Genomic DNA, 24,701 nt, shown 5'->3' with positions numbered 1-24,701 from the left:
CGGTCGGCACCCTGTGGCCCGGAAGCTCACCTGCGGTAGTGGCCCGCGGTCGGGAACACCTTTCCGGTGTCGTCGGCCTCGGCGGCGTGGGTGAGGTAGGCCAGTCCCTGCACCAGCGTCCGGCGCGGAGCGGGCTTCAACTGCTCGGCCCAGGCCGGCTCCCGGTTCTCGCCGCGCAGGCGGCAGCAGCAGGCCAGGGCGTAGGCGAGATCGCTCTGGGAGAGGTAGCCGTGGGTCATGATCCAGCCGGGTTCCGGACGGTCCGCTGCGGGACCCCGGTGGTGCGAGGTGAGCGCGGCATTGGCGGTGAAGACGCCCATGCCCAGGTAGACCGTGGCCAGGTCGGTGAGCTGCTCGTGGTCCTTGCGGGCGGTGGTGATGCGGTCCTCGCCGAGCAGTCGGACATGGCCGAGCTCATGGGCGATGGTGGCCGCGAGCACGGCCGGTGCGGCGGCGTCCATGCGGTCCAGGCTGATGACCGAGAAGTCCCAGGCCCTCAGGTACAGGCCGACCGCGAAACGCCGCGCCTCACCGCTGCTGAGCTCCTCGGTGTCCGGGCCGTCGAAGAGCCTCATCCAGATGAACAGCGGATCCACCTGCATCACCTTGCAGACCCGCGTGAGCAGCGCCCTGATCTCGCGCCGTTCGCCGCAGAAGGGCACCGGGAAGAAGTCCGGGGTCGGCAGCGCGACCGGGCGCCGGACCGTGTCCAGACCGAACTGCTTGACCAGCCACAGCATCGACGACTCGATCCAGACCTGGCGCTCGCGGGACACCGGGCAGGCCGGCGGGGCGGGGGCCACCGGGCGCCGGCGCGGGGCGGCCGGCGCGGCGGCGGAGGCCGTGCGGGGCCCGCGCCGTTCGCTGTCGTGCATCGCCGCGTACCCGAGGCAGGCAGCGAGCGGCACCATCAGGCCCAGGAACGCCAGCAGGTAGATCATCGGAAGCCCCCCAACTCCCACGCGTCCGGCCGGAACCCACCCCCGCCGCACGCACCCGTCCCACGGGGAGAGTCTGCCCCCGGCACCCGCGAGTCAGGGCCGGAACCCGGCATCCGCGATCGTGATCAGGCCGCTCCGGCGCCCCGGCGTTGGTGAGCGCCCCGGGACGGGGGGACAATGGAGATCCCAGCCGGGAGGTCACCGTGCCCTTCCACACCGAACGCGGCGCCCCGCACAGCCACTACGGGCAGACGTGGATGCTGCTCGCCCTGCTCGGGGTCGCCATGATCATCGTCTTCACCCTGGTGGGCCGCTAGACGGTCCGTCCCGCACGCGCGACGGTCACCTTGAGGTGTTTCATGATCGGCTGGTCGCTCTGGGTGCTGCGGTCCACCAGTGCGCACAGCACGTTCATCTCGGGCATGTAGCCGGCCGCGCAGCCGCGGGGGATGTCGTAGGGGACGGCGAGGTAGCCGCGCAGCGAGCGGGTGCTGCCGTCGCGGGCGGTGCTGGTGACGTCGACCGGGTCGAACTCGGCGATGTCGCGCTCGCGCATGTCGTCGGGGTTCATGAAGACCAGCGTGCGCAGGTTCTTGACGCCGCGGTAGCGGTCGTTGTCGGAGTAGATCGTGGTGTTCCACTGGTCGTGGGAGCGCATGGTGCCCAGGGCCAGGGTGCCGGGCGCCGGCACCACGTCCGGCAGCGGCGCGGCGGAGAACTCGGCGCGGCCGGAGGGGGTGAGGAAGACCAGTTCGCGGGCCGGCTGCTTGATCCTGAACCCGAGCGGCAGCCGCACCCGGCGGTTGAAGTCCTCGAAGCCGTCCAGGACCCGGGCCATGGTGTCCCTGACCCGGTCGTAGTCCTCGACGTACCACTGCCAGGGGGTCGCGCTTTCGGGGAGGGCGGCCTGGGCGATGCCGGCGATGATGGCGGGTTCGGAGAGCAGGTGCGGGGAGGCGGGGCGCTTCATGCCGACGGAGAGGTGGACCATGCTCATCGAGTCCTCGACGGAGGTGCCCTGGACGCCCTGGCGCTGGTGGTCCTTCTCGGTGCGTCCGATGCAGGGCAGGATCAACGCCTGGCGTCCGTGCACCACATGACTGCGGTTCAGCTTGGTGCTCACCTGCACGGTGAGCTCGCAGCCGCGCAGTCCGGCGTAGGTGTACGGGGTGTCCGGGGCGGCCAGCGCGAAGTTGCCGCCCATGCCGACGAAGACCTTCAACTCGCCCCGGTGCATCGCCTCGATGGTGGCGACGGTGTCCATCCCGTGCTCGCGCGGCGGCTCGATCCCGCACACCTCGGCCAGGCGGTCCAGGAACTCCGGCTTGGGGCGGTGGTCGATGCCGCAGGTGCGGTTGCCCTGGACGTTGCTGTGGCCGCGCACCGGTGAGGGGCCGGCGCCCTCCCGTCCCAGGTTCCCGCGCAGTAGCAGGACGTTGACGATCTCGCGGACCGTGTCCACGCCGTGCTCGTGCTGGGTCACCCCCAGGCACCAGCTGAAGATGGACCGGTCGGCCTCGCGGTAGACCCGCGCCGCGGCGAGGATGTCGGCCCGGCGAAGACCGGACTGGAGCTCGATCTCCTCCCACGGGGTGGCCTGGCACAGGGCGCGGTACTCCGCGAAGCCGGTGGTGTGGCGGTCGATGAACTCCTGGTCCAGCGCCTTGGGGTCCTCCGCGGCCTGGTCGAGGACCGCCTTGGCCATGCCGCGCAGCAGTGCCATGTCGCCGCCGATGCGCGGCTGCAGGTTCAGGGTGCTGGTGCGGGTCGACTTGAACAGGGCCATGTCCACGAACTCGTGCGGCACGATGGTGCGCGTGGCAGCCGCCTCCACCAGCGGGTTGACGTGCACGATCTGCGCGCCGCGACGGTAGGCGTCGGCCAGCGCGGTGAGCATCCTGGGGGCGTTGGAGGCGGCGTTGACGCCCAGGATGAACAGGGCGTCGGTGGCCTCCCAGTCCTTGAGGTCGGCCGTGCCCTTTCCGGTGCCCAGTGCGGCCTGCAGGGCGCGTCCGCTGGCCTCGTGGCACATGTTGGAGCAGTCCGGCAGGTTGTTGGTGCCGAGTTCGCGGGCCAGCAGCTGGTAGAGGAAGGTGGCCTCGTTGCCGAGCCGCCCGGAAGTGTAGAAGGCGGCCTGGTTCGGGTCTTCGAGTTCGCGCAGGGTGCGGCCGACCAGCTCGAAGGCGTCCTGCCAGCTGATGGGGGTGTAGTGGTCGGTGGCGGCGTCGTACACCATCGGCCCGGTGAGCCGGCCCTGGTCCTCCAGGGCGAAGTCGCTCCAGCCCTCCAGTTCGGTGACGGTGTGGGCGGCGAAGAACTCGGGACCGACCCGCTTGCCGGTCATCTCCCAGGTGACGTGCTTGATGCCGTTCTCGCAGATGTCCAGGTGCGGGCCCTTGGTGTCGTCCGGCCAGGCGCACCCGGGGCAGTCGAAGCCGCCGTTCTCGTGGTTCATCCGCATGATCGCCCGCGGCCCCTCCACCAGGCTGCGCTCGCTCACCAGGAACCGGGTCACGCTCCTGGCGGCGCCCCACCCGGCGGCGGGATGGTGGTAGGGCTTGAACTGCGGAGGCTCCTCGGGAGCGGCTCCCACCGAGGGTTCCAGCGGGTCATCAGAGGCGTTCACGACACTTCCGCCGTTCGCTCGTGGATCGACAGTCGGCTCGCGCCCCACACTATTGCGCGGCGGGTCACGACGCAGGACGGGCCGTGCGGGTCCGGCGTTGCGGGGCTATGGCTATGGCGTTTGAATTGTTGGCGTCCGTCCGTTGCGCTCTGTCGCCGAACCTCCGCATGCGTGTGCCGACCGGCTTCCGGAAGGTGACCGGAGGGTGCGCCTCGGTGCCTTCTCGAGGAGGAGACATGGCCCACCACAAGTCGAACAAGGCAGTCGAGGGGAACCCCGACACCGGACACGGAGGTGGCCTGACCCGGCGCCCCGACGAGGAGGAACTGGACGAGCGGACGGAGGCGGACCGGGAACTGGTCGGCCTGGCTCCGGGGGACTCCGGCTCCGAGGTGGATCCCGCGGAACAGCACGCGGACGAGGAGGCCGAGGTCGACCGCCAGGTCGCGCACGGTGACATCGCCACCGACGCCGGGCTCCCCCGCAGCGAACGCGACCCGTTCCCCCCGACCGGCTACGAGGACTGAGGCGCACGGCAGAGGAGATTCCCATGGCGAAGGAAGCCGGTATGAGGGGAGCGGGTGTGGACGGAGAAGCCGAACCGATCAGCGACACCGCTCGTCGGGCGCTGGAGCGGGACCTGGCGGAGCTGCGTGCCGAACGTCAGAAGGTCGCCGCCACCCTGGGGGACGCGGACGAAGCCGGCGACTCGGCCGACCAGGCCGACGAGTTGCAGCGCGCCGACGATCTGACCGCCCTGGACGACCGCATCGCCGAACTCGAGACCCGGCTCCGCCAGTCCGCTCTGGCCGGGCCGCCCCGTACGGACGTGGTGGGCGTCGGAAGCACGGCCACCGTGCGTTTCGGTGACGACTCGACACAGGCGATCCAGATCGGCGAGGTCGCCGAGGAGTTGGACGAGACCCTGGTCACCGCCGACAGCCCGCTCGGCCGCGCGCTGCTCGGGCACCGCGTCGGCGAGACGGTGGCGTACGCGACGCCCCGGGGGCAGGACACCGCGACGGTGCTGACCATCGGGGGCTGAGCGACCGGCGCGCCGCGCGGACGGTTCCGATCGGACCCGCGGGGCCCCGCTCAGGTCGGCGGGCGGAAGCGGTCGGTGGCGGCGAGCACGGCTGCGGTGGTGTCCGTGGACAGTCCGTGTCCCTCCGCGTCGATGAGGACGAGTTCGGCGTCCGGCCAGGCCTGGGCCAGGTGCCAGGCGACGTCCGGGGGGCCGCTGATGTCCAGACGTCCGTGGACCATCACGCCGGGGATGCCGGCCAGCTTCCCGGCGTCGCGCAGCAGCGCGCCGTCCTCCAGGAAGGCGGCGTGCCGCCAGTAGTGGGTGACCAGGCGGGCGAAGCGCATGCGGAAGCGCGGGTCCTGGTAGCGGGGGTCGGGCCGGTGGCCCGGGTGGGTGGACACGTGCACGTCCTCCCAGCGGCACCACTCCCGGGCCGCCCGCTCGCGCACCGCCGGGTCGGGGGAGGCGAGCATCCGGGCGTAGGCCTGCACCAGGCTGCCGTCCCGCTGCTTGGTCGGTACGGCGTCGCGGAACCGGGCCCACTCCTCGGGGAAGATCCGCCCCATCTCCCGGGTCACCCACTCGACTTCGCGGCGGGTGGTGTTGGTGACGCTGAAGAGCACCAGTTCGCTGACGCGTCCGGGGTGCTGCTCGGCGTAGGCCAGGGCGAGGGTCACGCCCCAGGAGCCGCCGAGGACCAGCCAGGCGTCGATGCCGAGGTGCCGCCGCAACTGCTCGATGTCGGCCAGCAGGTGCCCGGTGGTGTTGGCGGCGAGCGAGGTCTGCGGATCGGCGGCGTCCGGGGTGCTGCGTCCGCAGCCGCGCTGGTCCAGCAGGACGATGCGGTAGGCCGCCGGGTCGAACAGCCGGCGCCAGAACGGCCCCGCGCCGGAGCCCGGTCCGCCGTGCAGCACCAGGGCGGGCTTGCCCGCGGGATTCCCGCAGGTCTCCCAGTACACCCGGTTGCCGTCGCCGACGTCGAGCATGCCGTGGTCGTACGGCTCGACGGGTGGGTAGAGCTCGGTCATGGGACGTCCCCTCCTGATATCTAACAGTGCTGTTAGATTAACGCCATGAGGAACCTCCCGGACCCGGTCGCCGTCGGTACCCTGCTCCGTCATGTGCTCGAACTGCTCGACGGGGACGTGGCCAAGGTCTACGAGGAGCAGGGTCTGACGGAGTACCGGCCGCGCTTCTCCCCGGTCGTCCGGGCGCTGCTGGCCGAGGGCCCGCTCGCGGTCCGCGAGCTGGCGGCGGCGGTGGGCGTCACCCACTCCGCCGCCAGCCAGACCGCCGCGCAGATGGCCCGGGCCGGCCTGGTCACCCACACCCCGGACCCGCAGGACGCGCGCCGCCGGCTGATCGGGCTCACCCCGAAGGCCCGGGCGCTGCTGCCGCAGATCCAGGCGGAGTGGGACGCCACGGTGGCGGCCATGGCGGAACTGGACGCCGAGCTCTCGATGCCGCTGGCGGAGCTGCTGACCGAGGTGGCGGAGGCGGTGGGGCGCCGACCGTTCCGGCAGCGGATCGCGGCGGCCCACCGGCCCTGAGGGCCCGTCACCGCAGCGCCGACTAGGCGGAAGGCCGGGGAAGATCGGGGCGGGACGGCTGGGAGGGGTCGGCCGGGGTAGGGGTCTGGCGGGCAAGCTAAGGTGTGCCTAACCTAATGGAGTCGGACTCCCCTCGTCGGACGGAGCTGGTCGGTCAGATGCTGCCTACGTTTGTGATCGGCCTGCGCGAGGGCCTGGAGGCGGCCCTCATCGTCGGCATCATCGCCGCCTTCCTCAAGCAGCAGGGCCGGCGCGACCTGCTGCGCTGGGTCTACGGCGGGGTCGGCGCGGCCGTGCTGCTCTGCCTCGGGGTCGGCATCGCCCTCAAGGTGGTCTCCTCCAACCTGCCGCAGAAGCAGCAGGAGGGGCTGGAGACCGTGGTCGGGGTGCTGGCCGTCGGCATGGTGACCTACATGGTCGTCTGGATGCGGCGTCACTCCCGGGAGCTGAAGGCCGATCTGGAGGGTCTGGCCGCCGCCGCGATCGGGGACGGCGGCAGCCGGGCCGGTCGGGCGATGGTGCTGATGGCCTTCCTCGCGGTGCTGCGCGAGGGCTTCGAGACGGTGGTCTTCCTGCTCGCCGCATTCAACGAGAGCGGCAACACCGCCGACGCGGCCGGCGGCGCACTGGCCGGCATAGCCGTGGCCGTGGTGCTCGGCTGGCTGATCTACCGGGGCGGCGTCCGGCTCAACCTGTCGAAGTTCTTCCGGGCCACCGGCCTGGTGCTGGTCCTGGTCGCGGCTGGGCTGGTGGTCAACGCCCTGCACACCGCGCACGAGGCCGGATGGCTGAACGCGGGTCAGGGCACCACGGTGGACCTGACCTGGCTGGTGCAGCCCGGCTCGGTGCAGTCCGCGCTGCTGACCGGGATGCTCGGCATCCAGCAGCATCCGGTGGTGGTCGAGGTGGCCGGCTGGCTCGCCTACCTGGTGCCGGTCGGGCTGTACGTGGCCTGGCCGCCGAGCCGTCCGGTCTCGCGCCGCACCATGCTGCGGGTCTGGTCGGCGGTGGCCGCCGCCGCGCTGGTCGCCGTGGCGGCCCTGGCCGTCACGCTGCCGGGCCACCCGGTCCGCAATCCGGTGACCTCGGCCGGGGCGCTGACCGCCGGCCTCACCGGTACGCGCGGGGCGACCGCCACCGTGCGCACCACCCCGGTCAGCCCGGCCGCGGCGGTGGGCGGCACCGGCTCCGTGCAGTCGTCGACGACGCTGACCTTGCACCGCACCGGCTCGGCGCAGCGTGACGGGGTGTCCGTCGACGTCTACACCGGCACCCACCCCGGCACCGCGGCCGCCGGGCGGCCGGCCATGCTCACCTTCGAGCAGGCCGCCGCGTCGAACGGGGGCCGGCTGCCGCTCGGGGTGGTCCCGCAGGGCGCCTCGGCCGCGAGCGGCTCGGTGCGGGTCCAGTACGCCGACACCGACGAACTGACGGTCTGGGTGGAGCCGGGAACCGGCCGGGTGCTCGACCTGAACTGGACCGAGACGGTCCGGGCGACCCTGGTCGGCACCCAGGTCGGCGCGGTGCCGCTGGACAGTCCGGTGGCCAGTGGCAAGCAGGCCTTCCCGGCGGCGACGGTGGCCGCGGCCGCCGCTGCGGCCCGGCACGACCTGCAGCAGCGGACCGACCGCTCGGACCGGCTCACCGACCTCTGGCTGGCCGCGATCGTCGCCGTGGTGGCGCTGGCCGGCGCGGGCCTGACGGCCGCCGCCGCGCGGCAGCAGCGGGAGGCGGCCTCGGTACAGACCCCCACCCCCCTCCCCACAGTCGGATAGGTTAGGCTAACCTAAACGTCCGTGCGGGGTTCCTTGCGTCCCAGCCGTCCATGCCAGTTTCCCTGCCAGGAGCCTGAGTTGTCCCTTTTCTCCGCCGTGAACCGCCGACGCGGAACGGCCGCCGCCGCCACGACCGTCACCGTGCTCGCGCTCGCGGGCGGACTCACCGCCTGCGGCAGCTCCAGCGGCAGCAAGTCCGCTGACGCCGCGTCCCCCGCCGGCTCAGCCTCCGCCACGGCCGCCGCCGACCCGCACAAGGCGGACGTCACCATCACCGCGGCGGACGGCTGCTCGGTGAACCAGAAGGCCTTCGCGGCCGGCGCGATCACCTTCTCCATCAGCAACAAGGACGCCGCCGCCGTCAGCGAGGTCGAACTCCTCAGCGGCCAGCGGATCGTGGGCGAGAAGGAGAACCTGCCGCCCGGCTTCTCCGGCACCTTCGCCGTCAGCGTGGACGCCGGCAGCTACACCCTCTACTGCCCCGGCGCCGCGAACGAGAACACCACGCTGACCGTCACCGGCAAGGCCGCCACCTCCGGCGACGGCAGCGTGGACGCCCTGCTGGCCCAGGGCACCAAGGAGTACGCGGCCTACGTCACCAACCAGGTCGGCTACCTGGTGCAGAGCAGCGAGGCGCTGCAGAAGGCGCTCCAGGGCACCGATCTGGCGGCGGCTCAGCAGGCGTACATGAAGGCCCGTCCGTACTACGAGAAGATCGAGCCGGTCGCCGAGTCCTTCACCGTCGGCAAGGACAACCTGGACGCCGACATCGACGCCCGCACCGGCGACGTCCCCGCCGCGCAGTGGGAGGGCTTCCACCGGATCGAGCAGGGGCTGTTCCAGACCAAGAGCCTGAAGGGTCTCAGCAGCTACGCCGACGGACTGGTCGCCAACGTCAAGAAGCTCCAGACGCTGACCACCGGCCTCAGCTACAAGCCCTTCGAGCTGGCCAACGGCGCCCAGGAGCTGCTGGACGAGGTCGCCAGCAGCAAGATCACCGGCGAGGAGGAGCGCTACTCGCACATCGACCTGCTGGACTTCCAGGCCAACGACGAGGGCGCCGAGCAGGCCTTCGCCTCGCTGCAGCCCGCGCTGTCGAAGATCGACCCGGCGCTGACCACCTCCATCTCCAGCGCCTTCACCGCGCTGGACAAGCTGGTGGACACCTACCGCACCGGCGCCAACGCCTCCGGCTTCCAGCTCTACACGGCACTGACCAACGCCGACAAGCAGAAACTCGCGGCCGCGGTGAAGGCCGTGCAGGAGCCGCTGTCGCAGGTGGCCAGCAAGGTCGCCGGCAGCTGACCCGGCGTCAACGCCGCTGCACCGCAGTACCGCAGTAGGCAGCACCGCAGTACGCAGCACAGTCCCAGCAGAGCCAGAAACCGACACCGGACACAGAGAACGCCGCCGAGGGTGAACCGATGAGTGAGAAGCCAGTGACCAGCCGACGGAACCTGCTCGGCGGCGCGCTCACCGCCGCGGGCGCAGTGGCGGCCGGAGGGGTCGGTTTCGGCATCGCGCACGCGACCGACTCCCCGTCCTCCGACCCGGACGCCACCAAGGCCAAGGCCACCGCGGCCAAGGCGGCCTCGGACCAGGTGCCGTTCTTCGGCGCGCACCAGGCCGGCATAGCCACCCCCGCCCAGGACCGGCTCGCCTTCGCCGCCTTCGACATCACCAGCACCGACGCGCAGGCGGTGCAGGTGATGCTCGGCACCTGGGCCGCGGCCGCCGCGCAGATGTCCAAGGGCCTGCTGATCGGTCCGGTCGAGAACACCCCCTCCGCGCCGCCGATCGACACCGGCGAGGCGTACGGGCTGGGCGCGGCCAACCTGACGGTGACCGTAGGCTTCGGGCCGAGCTTCTTCGACGACCGCTTCGGCCTGGCCAAGTTCCGGCCCGCCGCGCTGGCCGACCTGCCCACCCTGCCCGGCGACGGCTCGATCGACCCGACGCGCAGCGGCGGCGACCTGTGCGTGCAGGCCTGCGCCGACGACCCCACCGTGGCCTTCCACGTGATCCGCAACTTCGCCCGGCTGGCGCGCGGCACCGCCGTCATGAAGTGGTCCCAGCTCGGCTTCGGCCGCACCTCCTCCACCTCCACCGAGCAGCAGACCGAGCGCAACCTGATGGGCTTCAAGGACGGCACCCGCAACATCAAGGCGCAGAGCACGCCCGACCTGGACGACTACGTCTGGGTCGGCGAGGAGACCGACCAGAGCTGGATGAAGGGCGGCAGCTACCTGGTCGCCCGGCGGATCCGGATGCTGGTCGAGTCCTGGGACACCGACTACCTCACCGACCAGGAGAACGTGTTCGGCCGCTACAAGACCAGCGGCGCACCGCTGGGCGGCAAGGACGAGTTCGACACCCCGGACCTGGCCGCCAAGGACCCGCAGGGCCAGCCGGTGATCCCGCTCAACGCCCACATCCGGCTGGCCGCCCCGGAGACCAACAACGGCCAGAAGATCCTGCGGCGCGGCTACTCCTACACCGACGGCATCGACTCGACCACCGGGCTGCTGGACGCCGGCCTGTTCTTCATCGCCTACCAGAAGGACCCGCGCAAGCAGTTCGTGCCGATCCAGACCCGGCTGGGCCAGCAGGACAACCTCAACGAGTACATCCGGCACACCAGCAGCGCGCTGTTCGCCGTCCCGCCGGGTCTGACCGCCTCCGGCGACTGGTGGGGCAAGCCGCTGTTCGGCTGAGGCCGGGCCGTCCCGCGGTTCCGGGCGACGCCCGGAGCCCGGCTTGATAACGTGCGGCCCGTGCACCACCCTGACAGGGGGTGGTGCGAGCCGACAGGAGCTGGTGAACCGGGATGGACGCCGAGAGGCCCGATGCCGGTTCGCGCGGGGCGGGTGAGGCGGACGACGCCGACCGCAGGGTGGTGGAGTGGGCCTTCGCCCAGTCGCCGGTCACCATGACGGTCTTTGACACCCAGCTGCGCTACTGGCGCGTCAACGAGGCCTCGGGCGACATCATCGGCGTCGGCGAGGCGGAGGTCAGGGGCCTTCCCTTCATCGCCTCGGTGCCCGAGAACGAGGCGTCCGAGGGGTACCTGCAGCATCTGCGCCAGGTGGTCGAGACGGGCGTTCCGGTCAGCTACGAGACCGTCATCAAGCTGCGCTCCGCGCCTCGGGAGTACGCGCGGACCAGCTGGATGTGGCCGGTGCGCGACCCCTCCGGGGCGGTCTGCGCCGTCGCCATCGCCGCCTTCGACAGCAGCGAGCAGCACTGGGCCCGGCAGCGGCTGGCCCTGCTCAACGAGGCCGGCACCTCCCTCGGCACCTCGCTGGACGTGGAACTGACCGGTGTCGAGCTCGCCCGTTTGGCGGTGCCCCGCTTCGCCGACTTCGTCACCGTGGACCTGCTGGAGGACGTGCTCAGAGGGGCGGAACCGGTTCCGGGCGCGGTCCAGGGCCAGGTGGCGCTGCGCCGGGTCGCGCACGAGTCGGTGGACGCCGGGGTCCCGGAGGCCGTCGTCGAGCTGGGCACGGTCGACACCTACCCGCCGTTCGCCCCGGCGGCGCGGGCGCTGGCCGGCGGCCGTCCGGTGCTCGGCGGACCGGGGGAGCCGGACCACGAGCGCTGGCTGGCCCAGGACGAGGTCCGCTCCGCCACCGCGCGGCGGTTCAAGCTGCGCTGGTTCCTGGCCGTCCCGCTGCGCGCCCGCGGACTCACCCTCGGCGTGGTGGTCTTCATCCGCCGCGAGTCGCACGACCCGTTCGACGCCGAGGAGGTGCTGCTGGCCGAGGAGCTGGCGACCCGTGCCGCGCTGTGCGTGGACAACGCCCGCCGGTACACCCGCGAGCACGCCACGGCGCTGGCGCTGCAGCGCAATCTGCTGCCGTCCGGGCTGCCGGCGCAGGCCGCGGTGGAGGTCACCTCCCGCTACCTGCCCGCCGACGCCAGCGCCGGGGTCGGCGGCGACTGGTTCGACGTGATCGCGCTGTCCGGGACCCGGGTGGCGCTGGTGGTCGGGGACGTGGTCGGGCACGGGATCAACGCCTCGGCCACCATGGGGCGGCTGCGCACCGCCGTGCGCACCCTGGCCGACGTCGACCTGCCCCCCGACGAACTGCTGGTCCACCTGGACGACCTGGTGGCGCACCTCGGCGCGGAGGAGGACTCCCCGTGGACCGAGGCCGGCGGCGGCCAGGAGCAGAGCGGCACCGCGGTGACCGGCGCCACCTGCCTGTACGCGGTATACGATCCGGTCTCCGGCCGCTGCACGGTGGCCAGCGCCGGGCATCCGGCGCCGGTGCTGCTGAGGCCCGGCGGCACCGCCGAGGTGGTCCGGATCTCGCCCGGGCCGCCGCTGGGCGTCGGCGGCCTGCCCTTCGAGGCCACCGAGCTGGACCTGCCCGAGGGAAGCCTGCTGGCGCTGTACACCGACGGGCTGGTGGAGTCCCGCCGGCGCGACCTGGACGCCGGCGTGGAGGTGATGTGCCGCGCCCTGGCGGCTCCGTCCCGCTCGCTGGACGCCACCTGCGACACCATCTTCACCGGCCTGCTCGACGAGCACCCCGCCGACGACGCGGCGCTGCTGGTCGCCCGCACCCGGCTGCTGGGCGCCGGCCGGGTGGCGACGCTGGACGTCGCGCACGACCCGGCGCAGGTCGCCGAGGCCCGCAAGTGGGCCGGGGCGACGCTCGCCGGATGGGGCCTGGACGACGCGGCCTTCGTCACCGAACTGGTCGTCAGCGAGCTGGTCACCAACGCCATCCGCTACGGCCAGGGGCCGGTGCAGCTGCGGCTGATCCGCGACCGCACGCTGATCTGCGAGGTCTCCGACGCCAGCAACACCGCCCCGCACCTGCGCCGCGCCCGCACCCTGGACGAGGGCGGCCGCGGCCTGCTGCTGGTCGCCCAGCTGACGCAGGGCTGGGGCACCCGGCAGACCGCGCTGGGCAAGACCATCTGGGCGGAGCAGCAGCTGCCCGCCGGTGCGTCGCCGACCGCCGACTGAGCCGACCGCCGACCGCCGACCGCCGACTGAGCGGCTCGAAGGAATCCTTTGACAGGGCTGTGCCCTGTCCTCCATCATCATTCCACTAACTGAGTAGCTAAAGGGTGGTGATGAGCGCGTGGAGTTCCGCATCGACCGGCGGAGCGGGATCGCCGCCTACCAGCAGATCGTGCAGCAGACCAGACAGGCGCTGCGGCTGGGCGTGCTGCTGCCGGGCGACCGGCTGCCGACGGCCAAGGAGGTCGCGGAGACCTGCGCGGTCAACCCGAACACGACCCTCAAGGCGTACCGGGAGCTGGAGCGGGAGGGCCTGGTCGAACCGCGACCGGGCCTGGGCACCTTCGTGCTGCGCTCGCTGGCCCGCCCCCAGGCGGCGGCCGACGGGCCGCTGCGCGGGGAGCTGGACGCGTGGGTGACCAGGGCGCGTGAGGCCGGCCTGGAGCGGGAGGACGTGGCCGCACTGGTCGCGTCGGTGCTGGAGGAGCGGTTCACCGGAACCACGGTGGCCGCCGCACAAGGAGAGGCGCTGGACATGAGGGGACAGGGATGAACGGCAACGGGGCGGGATACGGGGATCCGGGCGAACCGGGGGAACCGGGGGACGACACCGCGATAGCGGCGTACGGGATCGGCAAGAAGTACCGGCGCGGTTGGGCGCTGCGGGACTGCTCCTTCCGGCTGCCGGCCGGCCGGATCTGCGGACTGGTCGGCCCCAACGGCGCCGGAAAGACCACGCTGCTGGGGATCGCCGGCAATCTGCTGGAGCCGACCACCGGCACCCTGCGGGTGTTCGGCGAGGCCCCGGAGTCCGAGGGGGCCAACCGCCGCACCGCGTTCCTGGCCCAGGAGAAGCCGCTGTTCCGCCGCTTCACCGTCGAGGAGACGCTGCGCCTGGGCCGCGAGCTCAACCCCGGCTGGGACCAGCGGGCCGCCGAGGACATCGTCCGGGCCGGCAACGTGCCGATGGCGGCGCGGATCGGCACGCTCTCCGGCGGCCAGCGCACCCGGGTCGCCTTCGCGCTGGCCTTCGGCAAGCGCCCCGACCTGCTGATCCTGGACGAGCCGATGTCCGACCTGGACCCGCTGGTGCGCCACGAGATGATGGGCACCCTGCTGGCCGAGGCCACCGAGCACGGCACCACCGTGCTGATGTCCACCCACATGCTCTCCGAGCTGGAGAACGTCTGCGACTACCTGGTGGTCATCGCCGAGGGCGGACTGCGGCTGGCCGGCGAGGTCGACGACCTGCTGGAGTCCCACGCCCTGCTCACCGGCGCCCACGTCGACGGGCAGCTGCCGGCCAACCTGGCCCACCACACCGTGGTCGAGACCCGCACCAGCGGACGGCAGTTCACCGCCCTGGTGCGCCCGGGGCCCGACGGCCTGGACGGCCTGGACGGCGGTGCCTGGCAGGCCGAGACCCCCAACCTGGAGGAACTCCTGCTCGGCTACCTGCGCTCGCCGCAAGCCGCACCGCTGCTCACCCCGAGCGCCCGGATCGACGACGTCCAGGCGGTGGCGGCATGAGCACCCTGACCAGCGTCCCGGCCCCGACCGGCGCCGCCGGGCCCGCCCGCGGGCTGCGGCTCGGCGGCATGAACTGGCTCGTCTGGCGCCAGCACCGGGCCGCCTTCTGGACCCTGCTGGCCGCCACCGTGGCGGGCGTCCTGCTGATCGCCTACGAGCGCACGCAGTTGATGAGCTACCTGGACACCCAGGGCTGGCCCCACCTCAAGGACGGCTGGGACCAGCACCTCGACACCAGCGCGATGGACCGGATCAGCATCGCGCTGGGGCTGGCCCCCGTGGTCATCGGCGTCTTCCTGGGTGCGCCGCTGCTCGCCAACGACCTGGAGACCGGCACCGCCAAACTGGTCAACACCCAGTCCAGCAGCCGGGTCCGATGGCTCGTCACCAAACTGGGCATCACCGTGGCGGTGACCGTGCTCTGCACCACCGCGCTCTCGCTGGCCTTCGGCTGGTGGTGGGCACCGCTCAAGCACCTGACCTCGGGGCCCAGTTGGGACAGCAGCACGGTCTTCGACAACACCGGCCCGGTGCCGGTGGCGCTGACCCTGTTCACCGTGGTCGGCGGAGTGGCGGTCGGCATGCTGCTGCGCCGGACCCTGATGGCGATGGTGGTCACCTTCGGCTTCGGCGTCGCGACCCAGATCGCCTGGGCCTACGAGCGGATGTCGCTCGGCCACATCCAGGTCGCCACCAGCCACAACGGCGTGCTCGCCGACAACTCCTTCCCGGTGCTGCCCGGCAGCGCCCACATGATCGACCAGTTCTACCTCACCGCCTCCGGCGACTACATCGGCTACGGCAACTGCCACGAGATGACGGCGTCGGCGACCAACGCCTGCCTGGACCAGAAGCACGTCGTCGGCTGGGCGGTCACCTACCTCAACCAGAGCCAGATGCCCGCCATGCAGTGGCTCGGCGCAGGAATCCTGTTCGCGCTGACCGCCGCTCTCGCGGCCTTCATCCTGCTCTGGGGGCGCAAGCGCCTGGTCTGAGGGGAGCGAGGCCGCGACGGCGCGGGGGCGCGACGGCGCGACGGCGCGGGGGCGCCGGCAGGGGAGGCTGCGGTTCAGCCCGCGGCGGCCAGCAGGTCCTCGGACAGCGTCCACAACCGCCGGGCGCCGTCCGGGTCCAGGGCGTAGCGGGCCACGCCCTGGAGGTTGCCGGTGCGCCGGTCGACGGTGGCGGCCTCGTTGCAGTCGACGAAGTAGCGTCCGCCGATGCCGTCGAGCAGGGGCGAGGTGGCCAGCAGGACGGAGGTGGCCGCGCCCTGCTCGACGGTCTTGATGAGTTCGGCGGGGACCCTGCCGCTGCCGCGGCCGCCGGTGTGCCGCTGGAGGTTGGTGTAGATGGCGCCGGGCATCAGGGCGTTGGCGGTGACGCCGTCGGCCTGCCAGCGGCGGGTGGCCTCCACCGCGAACAGGATGCCGGCGGTCTTGGACTGGCCGTAGGCGAGCCAGGGGTCGTAGGGCCGGAAGGCGAAGTTGACGTCGTCGAAGACCACCGGGGAGATCTGGTGGCCGCTGGAGCTGACGACCACGATCCGGGCGCCGCCGCCCGCCGCGGTCAGGGCCGGGTGCAGGGCGGTGGTCAGGGCGAAGTGGCCGAGGTGGTTGGTGGCGAACTGCAGCTCCCAGCCCTGCCGGGTGTACTGCTCGGGGCTGGCCATCACCCCGGCGTTGTTCACCAGGATGTGCAGCGGGCCCTGCCAGGAGGGCCCGAACGCGGCGGCCGACGCCGGGTCGGTGAGGTCCAGCGGGGCGACGTGCACGTGCGGGTTGCCGGTGCTCGCGACGATGTCCTTGGCCGCGGCCTCGCCCGCGTCGGTGTCGCGGACGGCCAGGGTGACCTCGGCGCCGGTACCCGCCAGGGCCCGGGCGGTCTCGGTGCCGAGGCCGGAGGACGCGCCGGTGACTACGGCCCGACGGCCGGTCAGGTCGATGCCCGCGGCGACCTCGGCGGCGGTGCTGGCGAAGCCGAACGGTGTGGTGACGGCGGGCGTGGTGGCGATGGTCATGCGGGACTCCTTTTTGCGGTGGAACGGACGGTTCAGGGGATGAGCAGTCGGTCCTGCGCGGTCGGGGGCGTGCCGTCGGGCCAGGGCAGGACCTTGCCGGAGCGGACCAGTTCGCCGTACAGCTCGGGGTCGGCGCCCTCGGCGAGCACCAGGTCGAGCACGGCGCGGGCGGCCTCGGCCGGGGTCCGGGCCCGGCTGTAGTCCGCGAACCAGGGCCGGGAGGTGGCGGTGTCGACCATGCCCGGGCAGACCGCCGCGACCAGCGTCCCGGCGGCGAGGTCGCGGTCGCGGCGCTCGGCCGCCACCGCGCGTACGGCGGCGACCTGGGCCACCTTGGAGGGCACGTTCAGCCAGAGCGGCCAGCCCTGCTCCTGCGCGGTGCCGGCGTGCACGGCGCTGCGCCAGGACTCCACCGCGTACTCGACCTGGTCCAGGGAGGCGCCGTCGAAGCGCGGACGCAGCCTTGCGTCCAGGTGGCCGAGCGTTCCCAGGGAGCTGGCGACCACGATCAGCCGGCCGCCGGGCCGCAGCACCGGCCCGAACGAGCGCAGCACCGCGTGGGTGCCGCCGTTGGCGACGTCGATGAACTCGTCGGCCTGGGCGGCCTGCGAGCGGTCCGGGAGGAGCCGGGCGACCGCGTTGGAGATCACCACGTCGACCCCGCCATGACGCAGCATCAGCTCCGCGGCCAGCGCGGCCACCGCCTCGGCGTCGGCGACGTCGAGCACCCGTCCCTCCACCCGGCTGCGGGTGCCGGGCTCGCGCGCGACCTCGGCGGCGGCCCGGTCGACCCGCCCGGCGTCACGGCCGGTGAGCAGGACCAGGTCCTGCGGACCCGACCGGGCGGCCAGACCTTCGACCAGCGCGCGGCCCAACCCCTGGTTGGCCCCGGTCACCAGGGCAATGCGTGGAATGTTCATGATCCCCACGCTAGGGACATTCCAGGCATGAGACCAGCGAAAGTTAGGCACACCTGGTATGCGTATACGTCATGGACTTCACCGATGTCACGCTGACCGCCCTGCGGGTCTTCCGCGCGGTGGCCGAACGCGGGACGCTCACCGCCGCCGCGAGCCAGCTCGGCTACACCCAGTCCGCCGTCTCCCGCCAGATCGCCTCCCTGGAACGGGTCACCGGCGCCACCCTGCTGGAGCGGCGCCACGACGGAGTCCGCCTCACCGCCCCCGGCCGGCTGGTGCTGCGCCGAGCCACCGCGGTCCTCGACGAGATCGACGCCGGCGCCCGCGAACTCGCCGGCCTGCCCGCGCAGGCCGGCACCGTGCACGTCGGCTGGTTCCCCAGCGCGGGCGCCGCCCTGCTGCCCGCAGCCGTCACCGCACTGCGCGAGACTGACCCGGAGATCACCGTGATCAGTCGCGAGGGCAGCACCCCCGCCCTGGTCCGGGCGCTGCGCACCGGCAGCCTGGACCTGGCCCTGCTCGGTTCGGCGCCGCCGTTCCGACCCCCGGACGCCGAATCGCCCGCGCTGGTGCTGCAGACCCTGACCGAACGCGCCCTGCACATCGCCGTGCCCGCCGCCTATCCGCTGGCCCGCCGCGACTTCGTTGACGTCGCCGACCTGCGCGGCCAGCGCTGGATCGCCGGCCCGCCCTCCGGCGAGGACCGGCTGATGGGCGTCTGCCCCGGCCTGGACGAGAAGCCCGACATCGTCCACACCGCCCGCGACTGGCTGGCCAAACTGCACCTGGTCGCCGCCGGCTGCGGCCTGACCACCGTGCCCGCCGCCCTCGCCCCCGCCGCACCCCCCGGCGTCCGCATCCTGCCGGTACGCGGCGGCCCCCAGGAGCAACGCCGCCTGCTCCTGGCCCGCCTCCCCACCCCACCCACCGAAGCAGCCACCCGCGTCGCCGCCGCCCTCCACACCGCAGCCCTCGACGCGGACACCCCGTCGTAGCGTCATGGGCCGGTCGGCTCATCTCGTGTGGCCCGGGCAGCACGCTCGTGAGAGCGTTGGCGACGAAGGAGGATCATGACTGACTACGCACACCGGATTCGACGACTGAGCGGGCTCGGACCTAGATACTCCGGAAACGACGCCCATCGCACCCTGATCGAGGACGTGGCGAGCGAACTCTCCGCGCTCGGATACACCGTTGAACGCGATACCCATTCCTTTGAGCGATGGGACGTCACGGATGGCGGAAGCGCCCTCAGGATCGGCCAGAAGAACATCACCGTCTCCTCGGCCTGGCCGTACTCCGGCGAGACCGGCCCCCGGGGAGTCACAGCGCCGCTGACACTCGTCACCGGTCTACAGAAGAACTGGGATGCGGCCGCTGGGAAAATCGCCGTCATCGACGTGCACAACCTCGACGTGCCGTCGGAGCTCCTGTTCGACACCTGGTCGGACGAGCTCCCCTTCGAGACCGTGGCCAACCCCGTTGTCGGATCCGAGTTCGCTGGAACCGACCTGACGAAAGCCCGCGAGGCCGGAGTCGTGGGAGTCATCGCGGTCTGGAACGGGCTCGCGGACGATGCGGCACGGGGGCAGTACCTGCCCTTCACCCGCGACTACCAGGGCATACCCGCCGTCTGGATACCGGAATCCGAACGCGACATCGCTCTCACCGCCGCCAAGCACGGTGACCTGGCCACCCTGACCCTGGACGCGGCCAAGACCCCGGACGCCTCCATGGACACCCTGTGGGCGGTATCTGCCGGATCCGGGCCGGACGCTGACGAAGCAGTCCTCGTTGTCACGCACAGCGATGGCGGCAACGCCGTCGAAGAGAACGGACACCTCGGACTCCTCGCGCTCGCGCGCGACGCAGCGACAACCGATCACAACCGGACCATCGTCTTCGTCTACACCGCCGGGCATCTGCGCATCCCCGCTGTCACCGAGCACGGACAGGCAACGACCGCGTGGCTCAACGCCCACCCCGGGCTCTGGTCCCCCGACGCCGACGGCCTTACGGCCGTCGCCGGACTGGCCATCGAACACCTCGGCGCCAAGCACTTCGGGATCAGTCCCGTTTCCGGGCGCTACGAACCCGATGGCACTCTCGAGCCGGAGATCCTTTACGCGACGACAGGCGAACTGGCAGAACTGACCCGCGCGACGTGGAGTGGTGTCTCCATCGACTCCTCCACTCCCCTGAAGCCGGGAGCACTCGTTCACCTGGGTGAGGGCGAGCCGCTCCATGACCAACGCATCCCTGCTGTTGCGCTGGTCACCGGCCCCCTCTACCTCCTCGCGGAACTCGAGGGAGACCTCGTCGACATCGACGCCCTCACCCGCCAGATCGACAGCTTCCGCCGCCTGCTGACCCACTTGGCAGGACCCGCAGAAAGCTCGTCATTCGGCACGGTCAAGCTGCCGACGAAAGAGGAGAAGGCCCTCGCCGGCGAACGAGTCCTTCGTTTCGTCGAGTCCCTGCACTAGGGCGCGATACGCGCGCTAGGCGGCGGGGCGTTGCGAGTGCGGGTCCGGCGGGCCGGCCGGTCCGCGGGACCGGGGCCGCAGGTCCCGTCGCAGCCGCGGGTGTCTCCCGCAGTGAGCGCAGCGGTGAGCGGAGGGCGACGGCCGCCCCGAGCAGCATGACGACGCTGCTGACCACCAGGGTCAGCCGCAGGTCCACGGAGCCGAGCAGGCCGCCGAGCAGCGCGCCCACGGGCTGCAGCCCGTACACCAGGAAGCGCCAGGTCGCATTGGTGCGCGACAGCAGTTCGGGCTGCACCAGCGTCTGACGGAGCGTCTGCTGGTTGACGCCGTAGAGGGAGGGTCCGGCTCCGCGCAGTACCTGGGCCAGGGCGACCACGGCGAGCACGACCGGCCGCGGGCCGGCGGCCAGGGCGAGTACGAGGCCGGCCGACGCGGAGACCAGCATGCCCGCGATGAAGGCCGGCCCCGGCCCGAGCCTGCGGCTCACCCGCGTGGACGCGACCGCGGACAGCACGCCTGAGACACCGACGACCGTGATGGCCAGTCCGGTGAACCCTGCCGACAGCTTCAGCCCCTGCACGAGGAAGAGGACCAGCACGACACTCTGCATCTGACCGGCGAGCGCGCCGAGCGCCGCGGCCGACATCACCGCTCGGAGGGTGGGCCGGGTGAGCACGGCGCGTAGGCCGACCGCGATCTCGGCCCCCAGGCGCTGCCGCCCGACGGTGCCCGAACCGGTCCCGTGGAGCTGATCCGGGCCTTGCAGGCGCCGGCCACGGCGAAGGAGACGGCGTCCAGCGCGAGCGCGAACGGCGCCGCGAAGAGGGTGACCAGTGCGCTTCCCATGGCGGAGCCGGTGGTGCTGACGGTGGCACTTCCGGCCATCAACGCGCTGTTGGCCGAGGCCAGTTGCTCCCTGGGGAGCAGGCTCGGCGTGAAGGACTGCGCGGTCACGTTCTCGAACAGGCTCGCCACGCCGGCCAGGGTGACGACCAGATAGAGCTGCCACAGGCTCAGTGCGTGGAGCAGAGCGAGCACCGGCACCGCTCCGATGAGCACGGCCTGCGCGATGTCCGCGCCCACCAGGATGCGCCGGTACGGCAGCCGGTCCACCCAGACCCCCGCCGGCAGCCCCAGGACGAAGTGCGGCGCCAGGGCTGCCGCACCGAGCAGCCCCATCTGGAAGGGCGAGGCGTGCACGTAGACCACCGCGGACAGCGGCAGCGCCACGGTGGTCACGCTGGAGCCCAGCTGAGAGACCGAGTTGCCGATGAACAGCCTGCGGAAGTCGGCATACCGCACCAGCACATGCGCGGAACGCTCACGGCGCACAGCGGTGCTCCCCTCCTCGGAACGCCGAGTTCCATCGGCAGCGGCAGGGAAGCCTAACCCGATCCACCGTTCGATAGGTTGGGGGCGGCGGATGATCACTGACGCCCGACAGAGCCGAGACGAGGACGTACCCGATCATGAGCGCACCGGCCGACCAGATGTTGTTCTCCTACGGAACGCTGCAGTTCCGAGAGGTCCAACTGTCGCAGTTCGGCAGGATCCTGGAGGGCCGGCCGGACACCTTGCCGGGGCACCGGTTGACCATGATTGCGATCACCGACCCCGAGGTGATCGCGGCCAGCGGCACCGATCGGCATCCGCTGGTCGCGCCCTCCGAGGACCCGGGTGACAGTGTCGAGGGGGTCGTCTTCGCGATCACCGACGCCGAACTGGCCGCGGCCGACGCCTACGAGGTGGACGACTACGCCCGGGTCCGGGTCACTCTGGGTTCGGGCACCACGGCGTGGGTCTACCTCGATGCCGCCACCTCGGGGAACGAGGAGTAGTAGGGCGGCGCTCAGTCGGCGAGGCGCTCCAGGGGGATCTTCTGGCCGGCCTCGATCGCCACCGGCAGCCGGTTCTCGGCCGGCGGCAGCGGGCAGGTCGCCAGGTCGGTGTAGGCGCAGGGGAGGTTGGCGGCCCGGTTGAAGTCGAGCAGTACGGTGCCCTCGTCGTCAGGGGCGGCCACCGCGAGGCTGCGGTTGGCGGCGTAGGTGGTCACGCCCGAGGTGGCGTCGGTGAAGAGCACCAGCAGGCTGCCGGGCTCCCGGCCGTTGAAGGCAGTGAGCCGGTGGACCGCCCCGTCGAGCTGGAACTCGATCTGCCCGGGGGAGTCGTAGACGTGCTGCAGCCCCTCGACCGCTGCTCCCACGGTCGTCGGCCTGGGCGTCTCGAACGGCAGGTAGCGGCCGGTCACGGCCCACTTCGGGTCGGGCCGGTAGGCCGGGGTGCCGGTGAACGCGGTGCGCAGGGCGTTCTCCGGGTGGCGCGGGCGGATGATGTCGTGGCCACCGCGCTTGGCGACCTCGATCACCGCGTCGCCGATGGCGGGGTAGATGCTGGCCCGCTCGGCGATGACGCCGAAACTGTGCCGTCCGGTGATCGTGACGCCGTCGAGGGTGAGTTGTTCGCCCTCGTCCAGGTCGACCACCACCCCCTCGTCGGAGGTGGACCAGGCGCCGGGTGCGTCCTCGAACCGGGTGGGCTGCCGGTCCAGCCAGTGCAGGCCGGTGATGGCGAGGAAGCCGTGCGGGTCGGCGAGGACCCGCGCGTGGGTGGTGCTCCACTCCTCCCACTGCTGGGTGAAGGCGGTGGGGTCGATCTCCTGAATGGTCGTCATGTCAACCATTCTCCTGCCCGATTGTGAACGGTGTACTGCGGCAGTGTGTGCGGAGCAGCGCCAGGCCGCGGGCGTCGGGGCCGCCGGGCTCGGCGGTGCCGACCAGGAGGTGCTGGCCGGGGGCGTGCTGGACCTCGAAGGTCTGGTAGCTGAGGGTCAGTCGTCCGGCCTGGGGGTGGTTGAAGGTCTTGGTTCTGCTGCCCAGCCGGCCGACGTCCTGGCGTTGCCACAGCGCCGCGAAGTCCTCGCTGTCGGCGAGCAGTCCGTTGATCAGGGCGGCGGTGCGCGGGTCGTGCGGCTCATGGCCGTGGGCCAGCCGCAGGGCGGCGGCGGTGTCCCTGGCCACCGAGTCCCAGTCGGCGAACAGCGCCCGGGCCGCCGGGTCGCAGAACAGCGAACGGGCCATGCCGCGCCGGTCCGCCAGCGGGGACAGCAGGGCGTCGGCGAGGGCGTTCGCGGCCAGCACGTCCAGGCGACGGTTGATCACATAGGCCACGGCCGCCGGAAAGGCGTCCATCAGCCGGAGCAGTTCCGGGGCGACCCGTTCCGCGGCGGGGGAGGGGGCTTCGGGCTTGGGTACGAGTCCGGCCAGCCGGTAGGCGTGCCAGCAGGCGTCGGCGTCCAGGTGCAGGGCGCGGGCGAGGGCGTCGACCACCTGGCCGGAGGGATGCCGCTCGCGGCCCTGCTCCAGCCGGGCGTAGTAGTCGGCGCTGACTCCGGCCAGGACCGCGACCTCCTCGCGCCGCAGCCCACTGACCCGGCGGTCCCGTGAGCGGGGGAAGCCCACGTCGGCGGGGCTGACGCGGGAGCGTCGCGCCAGGAGGAATTGCCCCAGTTCGTTACCGCTCATGTCGTGATCGTACGCCGCGGCTTCCTAGGAGCGGTGCACCCAGGAAGACCGGTCCTGCCCCCTGCCCGCGATCGGCCACATGCTGGCGGGGCCGGCCGGTGCACCGCCGCGCCGTCGACATTGCGAAAGGGCAGGTCATGACCACTCCATCCACCGAGGCCGTTCCGAAGGTGGTCCTGATCACCGGGGCCGGCAGCGGGATCGGCGAGGCCACCGCCCGTAGGCTCGCCGCCGCGGGCCACCGGGTGGTGCTCGGCGCCCGCCGCACCGACCGCCTGGCCGTCCTGGCCGAGGAGATCCAGGCCCAGGGCGGCAGCGCCCTGCCGCACCGGCTGGACGTGACCGACCCGGCCGCGATGCGGTCCTTCGTCCGCGCCGCGCAGGACCGGTACGGGCGGGTCGACGTCCTGGTCAACAACGCCGGGGTGATGCCGCTGTCGCGGTTGGACGCACTGCGGGTCGACGAGTGGAACCGCATGATCGACGTGAACCTGCGCGGGGTGCTGCACGGCATCGCGGCCGTCCTGCCGGTCATGGCGGCCCAGCGGGCCGGGCACATCGTGAACATCGCCTCGGTCTCCGGGCTGAGGGTCGATCCGACCGCGGCCGTCTACAGCGCCACCAAGCACGCCGTCCGGGCCTTGTCCGAGGGCCTGCGCCAGGAGAGCCGGGAGCTGCGGGTCACGGTGATCAGCCCGGGGCTGACCCGCAGCGAGCTGACCGGGTCCATTGGCGACGGGGGCATCAAGGACGCGGTGGAGGCGCAGATGGGCATCGCGATCCCCGCCGCCGCGATCGGCGAGGCCGTCCACTACGCGATCAGCCAGCCGGCCGGGGTGGACGTCAACGAGCTGGTGGTCCGGCCCACCGCCCAGGGATGAGCGGGAAGGCGGCACCGATGGTGACCGAGCAGCAGGTGCGGGCCTGGGTGGAGGGCTATCTGCGGGCCTGGAGCAGCAACGGCAGGAAGGACATCGCCGCGCTGTTCACCCCGCAGGCCGAGTACCACGAGCGCCCCTACGAGACCGACTGGATCGGCCGTGAGGCGATCGTCGACGGCTGGATCGGCCGGGCGGGCTGGCAGGAGGGCGGCTGGGACTTCGACTGGTCGCTCCTCGTCATCAACGGGGACACCGCGGCGATCGAGGGCACCGGTCGCTACAAGGAACTGGGGACCTTCGCCAACCTCTGGACGGTCACCTTCGAGAGGAACGGCAGGTGCAGCGTCTTCCGCATGTGGAACAACCAGATCTGATCGATTGCGATGGGTCGTAGCATAAGTTACAGTCTATAACTGAGACGGTCGGTGAGTGGCTGAGAAGGAGAGACGACC

24 protein-coding genes are annotated in these 24,701 nt (G+C 72.1%); 15 read left to right on the top strand and 9 right to left on the bottom strand.

Going from position 1 to position 24,701, the window contains the following annotated elements:
• Positions 1-26 precede the first annotated feature (26 nt).
• Both ABUW04_RS04725 and ABUW04_RS04720 read right to left on the bottom strand, forming a co-directional pair.
• Positions 27-941: a hypothetical protein gene (locus ABUW04_RS04725; protein ID WP_380562989.1), complete on the bottom strand. Its 915-nt coding sequence runs from the start codon at positions 939-941 to the stop codon at positions 27-29.
• Positions 942-1,254: 313 nt separating this feature from the next.
• On the bottom strand, positions 1,255-3,567 hold the full coding sequence (locus tag ABUW04_RS04720) for an FdhF/YdeP family oxidoreductase (RefSeq protein ID WP_380562987.1): 2,313 nt from the start codon (positions 3,565-3,567) through the stop codon (positions 1,255-1,257).
• A gap of 236 nt (positions 3,568-3,803) precedes the next feature.
• On the opposite strand from ABUW04_RS04720, the gene ABUW04_RS04715 reads away from it, so the two are divergent.
• Both ABUW04_RS04715 and ABUW04_RS04710 read left to right on the top strand, forming a co-directional pair.
• Positions 3,804-4,094 (top strand): hypothetical protein, encoded by a 291-nt coding sequence (locus ABUW04_RS04715; RefSeq protein ID WP_380562984.1) that lies wholly within the window; start codon positions 3,804-3,806, stop codon positions 4,092-4,094.
• A gap of 23 nt (positions 4,095-4,117) precedes the next feature.
• Complete coding sequence (locus tag ABUW04_RS04710) at positions 4,118-4,612, top strand: GreA/GreB family elongation factor (RefSeq protein ID WP_380562982.1); 495 nt, start codon at positions 4,118-4,120, stop codon at positions 4,610-4,612.
• A gap of 50 nt (positions 4,613-4,662) precedes the next feature.
• Here ABUW04_RS04710 and pip read toward each other — a convergent pair whose 3' ends face one another.
• Positions 4,663-5,622 (bottom strand): prolyl aminopeptidase, encoded by a 960-nt coding sequence (gene pip / locus ABUW04_RS04705; RefSeq protein ID WP_380562980.1) that lies wholly within the window; start codon positions 5,620-5,622, stop codon positions 4,663-4,665.
• A gap of 45 nt (positions 5,623-5,667) precedes the next feature.
• Here pip and ABUW04_RS04700 point away from each other — a divergent pair, with 45 nt between their 5' ends.
• The 8 genes from ABUW04_RS04700 to ABUW04_RS04665 all read left to right on the top strand — a co-directional run bounded on the left by ABUW04_RS04700 (position 5,668) and on the right by ABUW04_RS04665 (position 15,419).
• A complete protein-coding gene (locus ABUW04_RS04700; protein WP_380562978.1) occupies positions 5,668-6,144 on the top strand; it encodes a MarR family winged helix-turn-helix transcriptional regulator in 477 nt (158 codons plus the stop codon).
• Positions 6,145-6,302: 158 nt separating this feature from the next.
• Complete coding sequence (efeU, locus tag ABUW04_RS04695; RefSeq protein WP_380562976.1) at positions 6,303-7,919, top strand: iron uptake transporter permease EfeU; 1,617 nt, start codon at positions 6,303-6,305, stop codon at positions 7,917-7,919.
• Positions 7,920-7,997: 78 nt separating this feature from the next.
• Positions 7,998-9,224 carry an iron uptake system protein EfeO gene (efeO, locus tag ABUW04_RS04690; RefSeq protein ID WP_380562974.1) on the top strand — a complete coding sequence of 409 codons (1,227 nt, stop codon included), beginning with the start codon at positions 7,998-8,000 and terminating at the stop codon, positions 9,222-9,224.
• 119 nt (positions 9,225-9,343) lie between these two features.
• Positions 9,344-10,633 (top strand): iron uptake transporter deferrochelatase/peroxidase subunit, encoded by a 1,290-nt coding sequence (efeB, locus tag ABUW04_RS04685; protein WP_380562972.1) that lies wholly within the window; start codon positions 9,344-9,346, stop codon positions 10,631-10,633.
• A gap of 113 nt (positions 10,634-10,746) precedes the next feature.
• Positions 10,747-12,897: a SpoIIE family protein phosphatase gene (locus ABUW04_RS04680; protein WP_380562969.1), complete on the top strand. Its 2,151-nt coding sequence runs from the start codon at positions 10,747-10,749 to the stop codon at positions 12,895-12,897.
• 118 nt (positions 12,898-13,015) lie between these two features.
• Complete coding sequence (locus ABUW04_RS04675) at positions 13,016-13,447, top strand: GntR family transcriptional regulator (protein ID WP_030253019.1); 432 nt, start codon at positions 13,016-13,018, stop codon at positions 13,445-13,447.
• The gene (locus ABUW04_RS04670; RefSeq protein ID WP_380562967.1) at positions 13,444-14,424 is read left to right on the top strand and encodes an ABC transporter ATP-binding protein; all 981 of its coding nucleotides are present in this window, start codon (positions 13,444-13,446) and stop codon (positions 14,422-14,424) included. The genes ABUW04_RS04675 and ABUW04_RS04670 overlap by 4 nt, the downstream gene beginning before the upstream one ends.
• Positions 14,421-15,419 (top strand): ABC transporter, encoded by a 999-nt coding sequence (locus tag ABUW04_RS04665; protein WP_380562965.1) that lies wholly within the window; start codon positions 14,421-14,423, stop codon positions 15,417-15,419. The genes ABUW04_RS04670 and ABUW04_RS04665 overlap by 4 nt, the downstream gene beginning before the upstream one ends.
• Before the next feature lie 74 nt (positions 15,420-15,493).
• Here ABUW04_RS04665 and ABUW04_RS04660 read toward each other — a convergent pair whose 3' ends face one another.
• On the bottom strand, positions 15,494-16,441 hold the full coding sequence (locus ABUW04_RS04660) for an SDR family NAD(P)-dependent oxidoreductase (protein ID WP_380562963.1): 948 nt from the start codon (positions 16,439-16,441) through the stop codon (positions 15,494-15,496).
• A 32-nt stretch (positions 16,442-16,473) separates the two neighbouring features.
• On the bottom strand, positions 16,474-17,361 hold the full coding sequence (locus ABUW04_RS04655; protein WP_380562961.1) for an SDR family NAD(P)-dependent oxidoreductase: 888 nt from the start codon (positions 17,359-17,361) through the stop codon (positions 16,474-16,476).
• Positions 17,362-17,432: 71 nt separating this feature from the next.
• Between ABUW04_RS04655 and ABUW04_RS04650 the strand changes: the two genes are divergently transcribed.
• Positions 17,433-18,356 (top strand): LysR family transcriptional regulator, encoded by a 924-nt coding sequence (locus ABUW04_RS04650; protein WP_380562959.1) that lies wholly within the window; start codon positions 17,433-17,435, stop codon positions 18,354-18,356.
• Between the two features lie 75 nt (positions 18,357-18,431).
• Positions 18,432-19,847, top strand: a complete 1,416-nt coding sequence (locus ABUW04_RS04645) for a hypothetical protein (protein ID WP_380562957.1) — start codon at positions 18,432-18,434, stop codon at positions 19,845-19,847.
• Here the strand turns inward: ABUW04_RS04645 and ABUW04_RS04640 are convergent.
• Positions 19,774-20,493 (bottom strand): MFS transporter, encoded by a 720-nt coding sequence (locus ABUW04_RS04640; RefSeq protein ID WP_380563453.1) that lies wholly within the window; start codon positions 20,491-20,493, stop codon positions 19,774-19,776. The two genes, ABUW04_RS04645 and ABUW04_RS04640, sit on opposite strands and share 74 nt — an antisense overlap.
• Positions 20,493-21,179 (bottom strand): MFS transporter, encoded by a 687-nt coding sequence (locus ABUW04_RS04635; RefSeq protein ID WP_380562955.1) that lies wholly within the window; start codon positions 21,177-21,179, stop codon positions 20,493-20,495. Before ABUW04_RS04635 ends, ABUW04_RS04640 begins: the two co-directional genes overlap by 1 nt.
• A 137-nt stretch (positions 21,180-21,316) precedes the next feature.
• Here ABUW04_RS04635 and ABUW04_RS04630 point away from each other — a divergent pair, with 137 nt between their 5' ends.
• Complete coding sequence (locus ABUW04_RS04630; protein ID WP_380562952.1) at positions 21,317-21,685, top strand: gamma-glutamylcyclotransferase family protein; 369 nt, start codon at positions 21,317-21,319, stop codon at positions 21,683-21,685.
• A gap of 11 nt (positions 21,686-21,696) precedes the next feature.
• On the opposite strand, the gene ABUW04_RS04625 is transcribed toward ABUW04_RS04630, so the two are convergent.
• Together ABUW04_RS04625 and ABUW04_RS04620 are read right to left on the bottom strand one after the other, a co-directional pair.
• On the bottom strand, positions 21,697-22,518 hold the full coding sequence (locus ABUW04_RS04625; protein ID WP_380562950.1) for a DUF1684 domain-containing protein: 822 nt from the start codon (positions 22,516-22,518) through the stop codon (positions 21,697-21,699).
• Between the two features lies 1 nt (position 22,519).
• On the bottom strand, positions 22,520-23,368 hold the full coding sequence (locus tag ABUW04_RS04620) for a helix-turn-helix domain-containing protein (RefSeq protein WP_380562948.1): 849 nt from the start codon (positions 23,366-23,368) through the stop codon (positions 22,520-22,522).
• A 137-nt stretch (positions 23,369-23,505) separates the two neighbouring features.
• Between ABUW04_RS04620 and ABUW04_RS04615 the strand changes: the two genes are divergently transcribed.
• Both ABUW04_RS04615 and ABUW04_RS04610 read left to right on the top strand, forming a co-directional pair.
• Positions 23,506-24,249, top strand: a complete 744-nt coding sequence (locus ABUW04_RS04615; RefSeq protein ID WP_380562946.1) for an SDR family oxidoreductase — start codon at positions 23,506-23,508, stop codon at positions 24,247-24,249.
• A 17-nt stretch (positions 24,250-24,266) separates the two neighbouring features.
• The gene (locus ABUW04_RS04610; RefSeq protein ID WP_380562944.1) at positions 24,267-24,623 is read left to right on the top strand and encodes a nuclear transport factor 2 family protein; all 357 of its coding nucleotides are present in this window, start codon (positions 24,267-24,269) and stop codon (positions 24,621-24,623) included.
• Positions 24,624-24,701 lie beyond the last annotated feature (78 nt).

It is taken from the genome of Streptacidiphilus jeojiensis (genome assembly GCF_042510965.1).
GTDB classification, from domain to species: Bacteria; Actinomycetota; Actinomycetes; order Streptomycetales; family Streptomycetaceae; genus Streptacidiphilus; species Streptacidiphilus jeojiensis.
The sequence above is the reverse complement of the archived record's forward strand: the minus strand, read 5'-3'. Positions and strand labels throughout refer to the sequence as shown.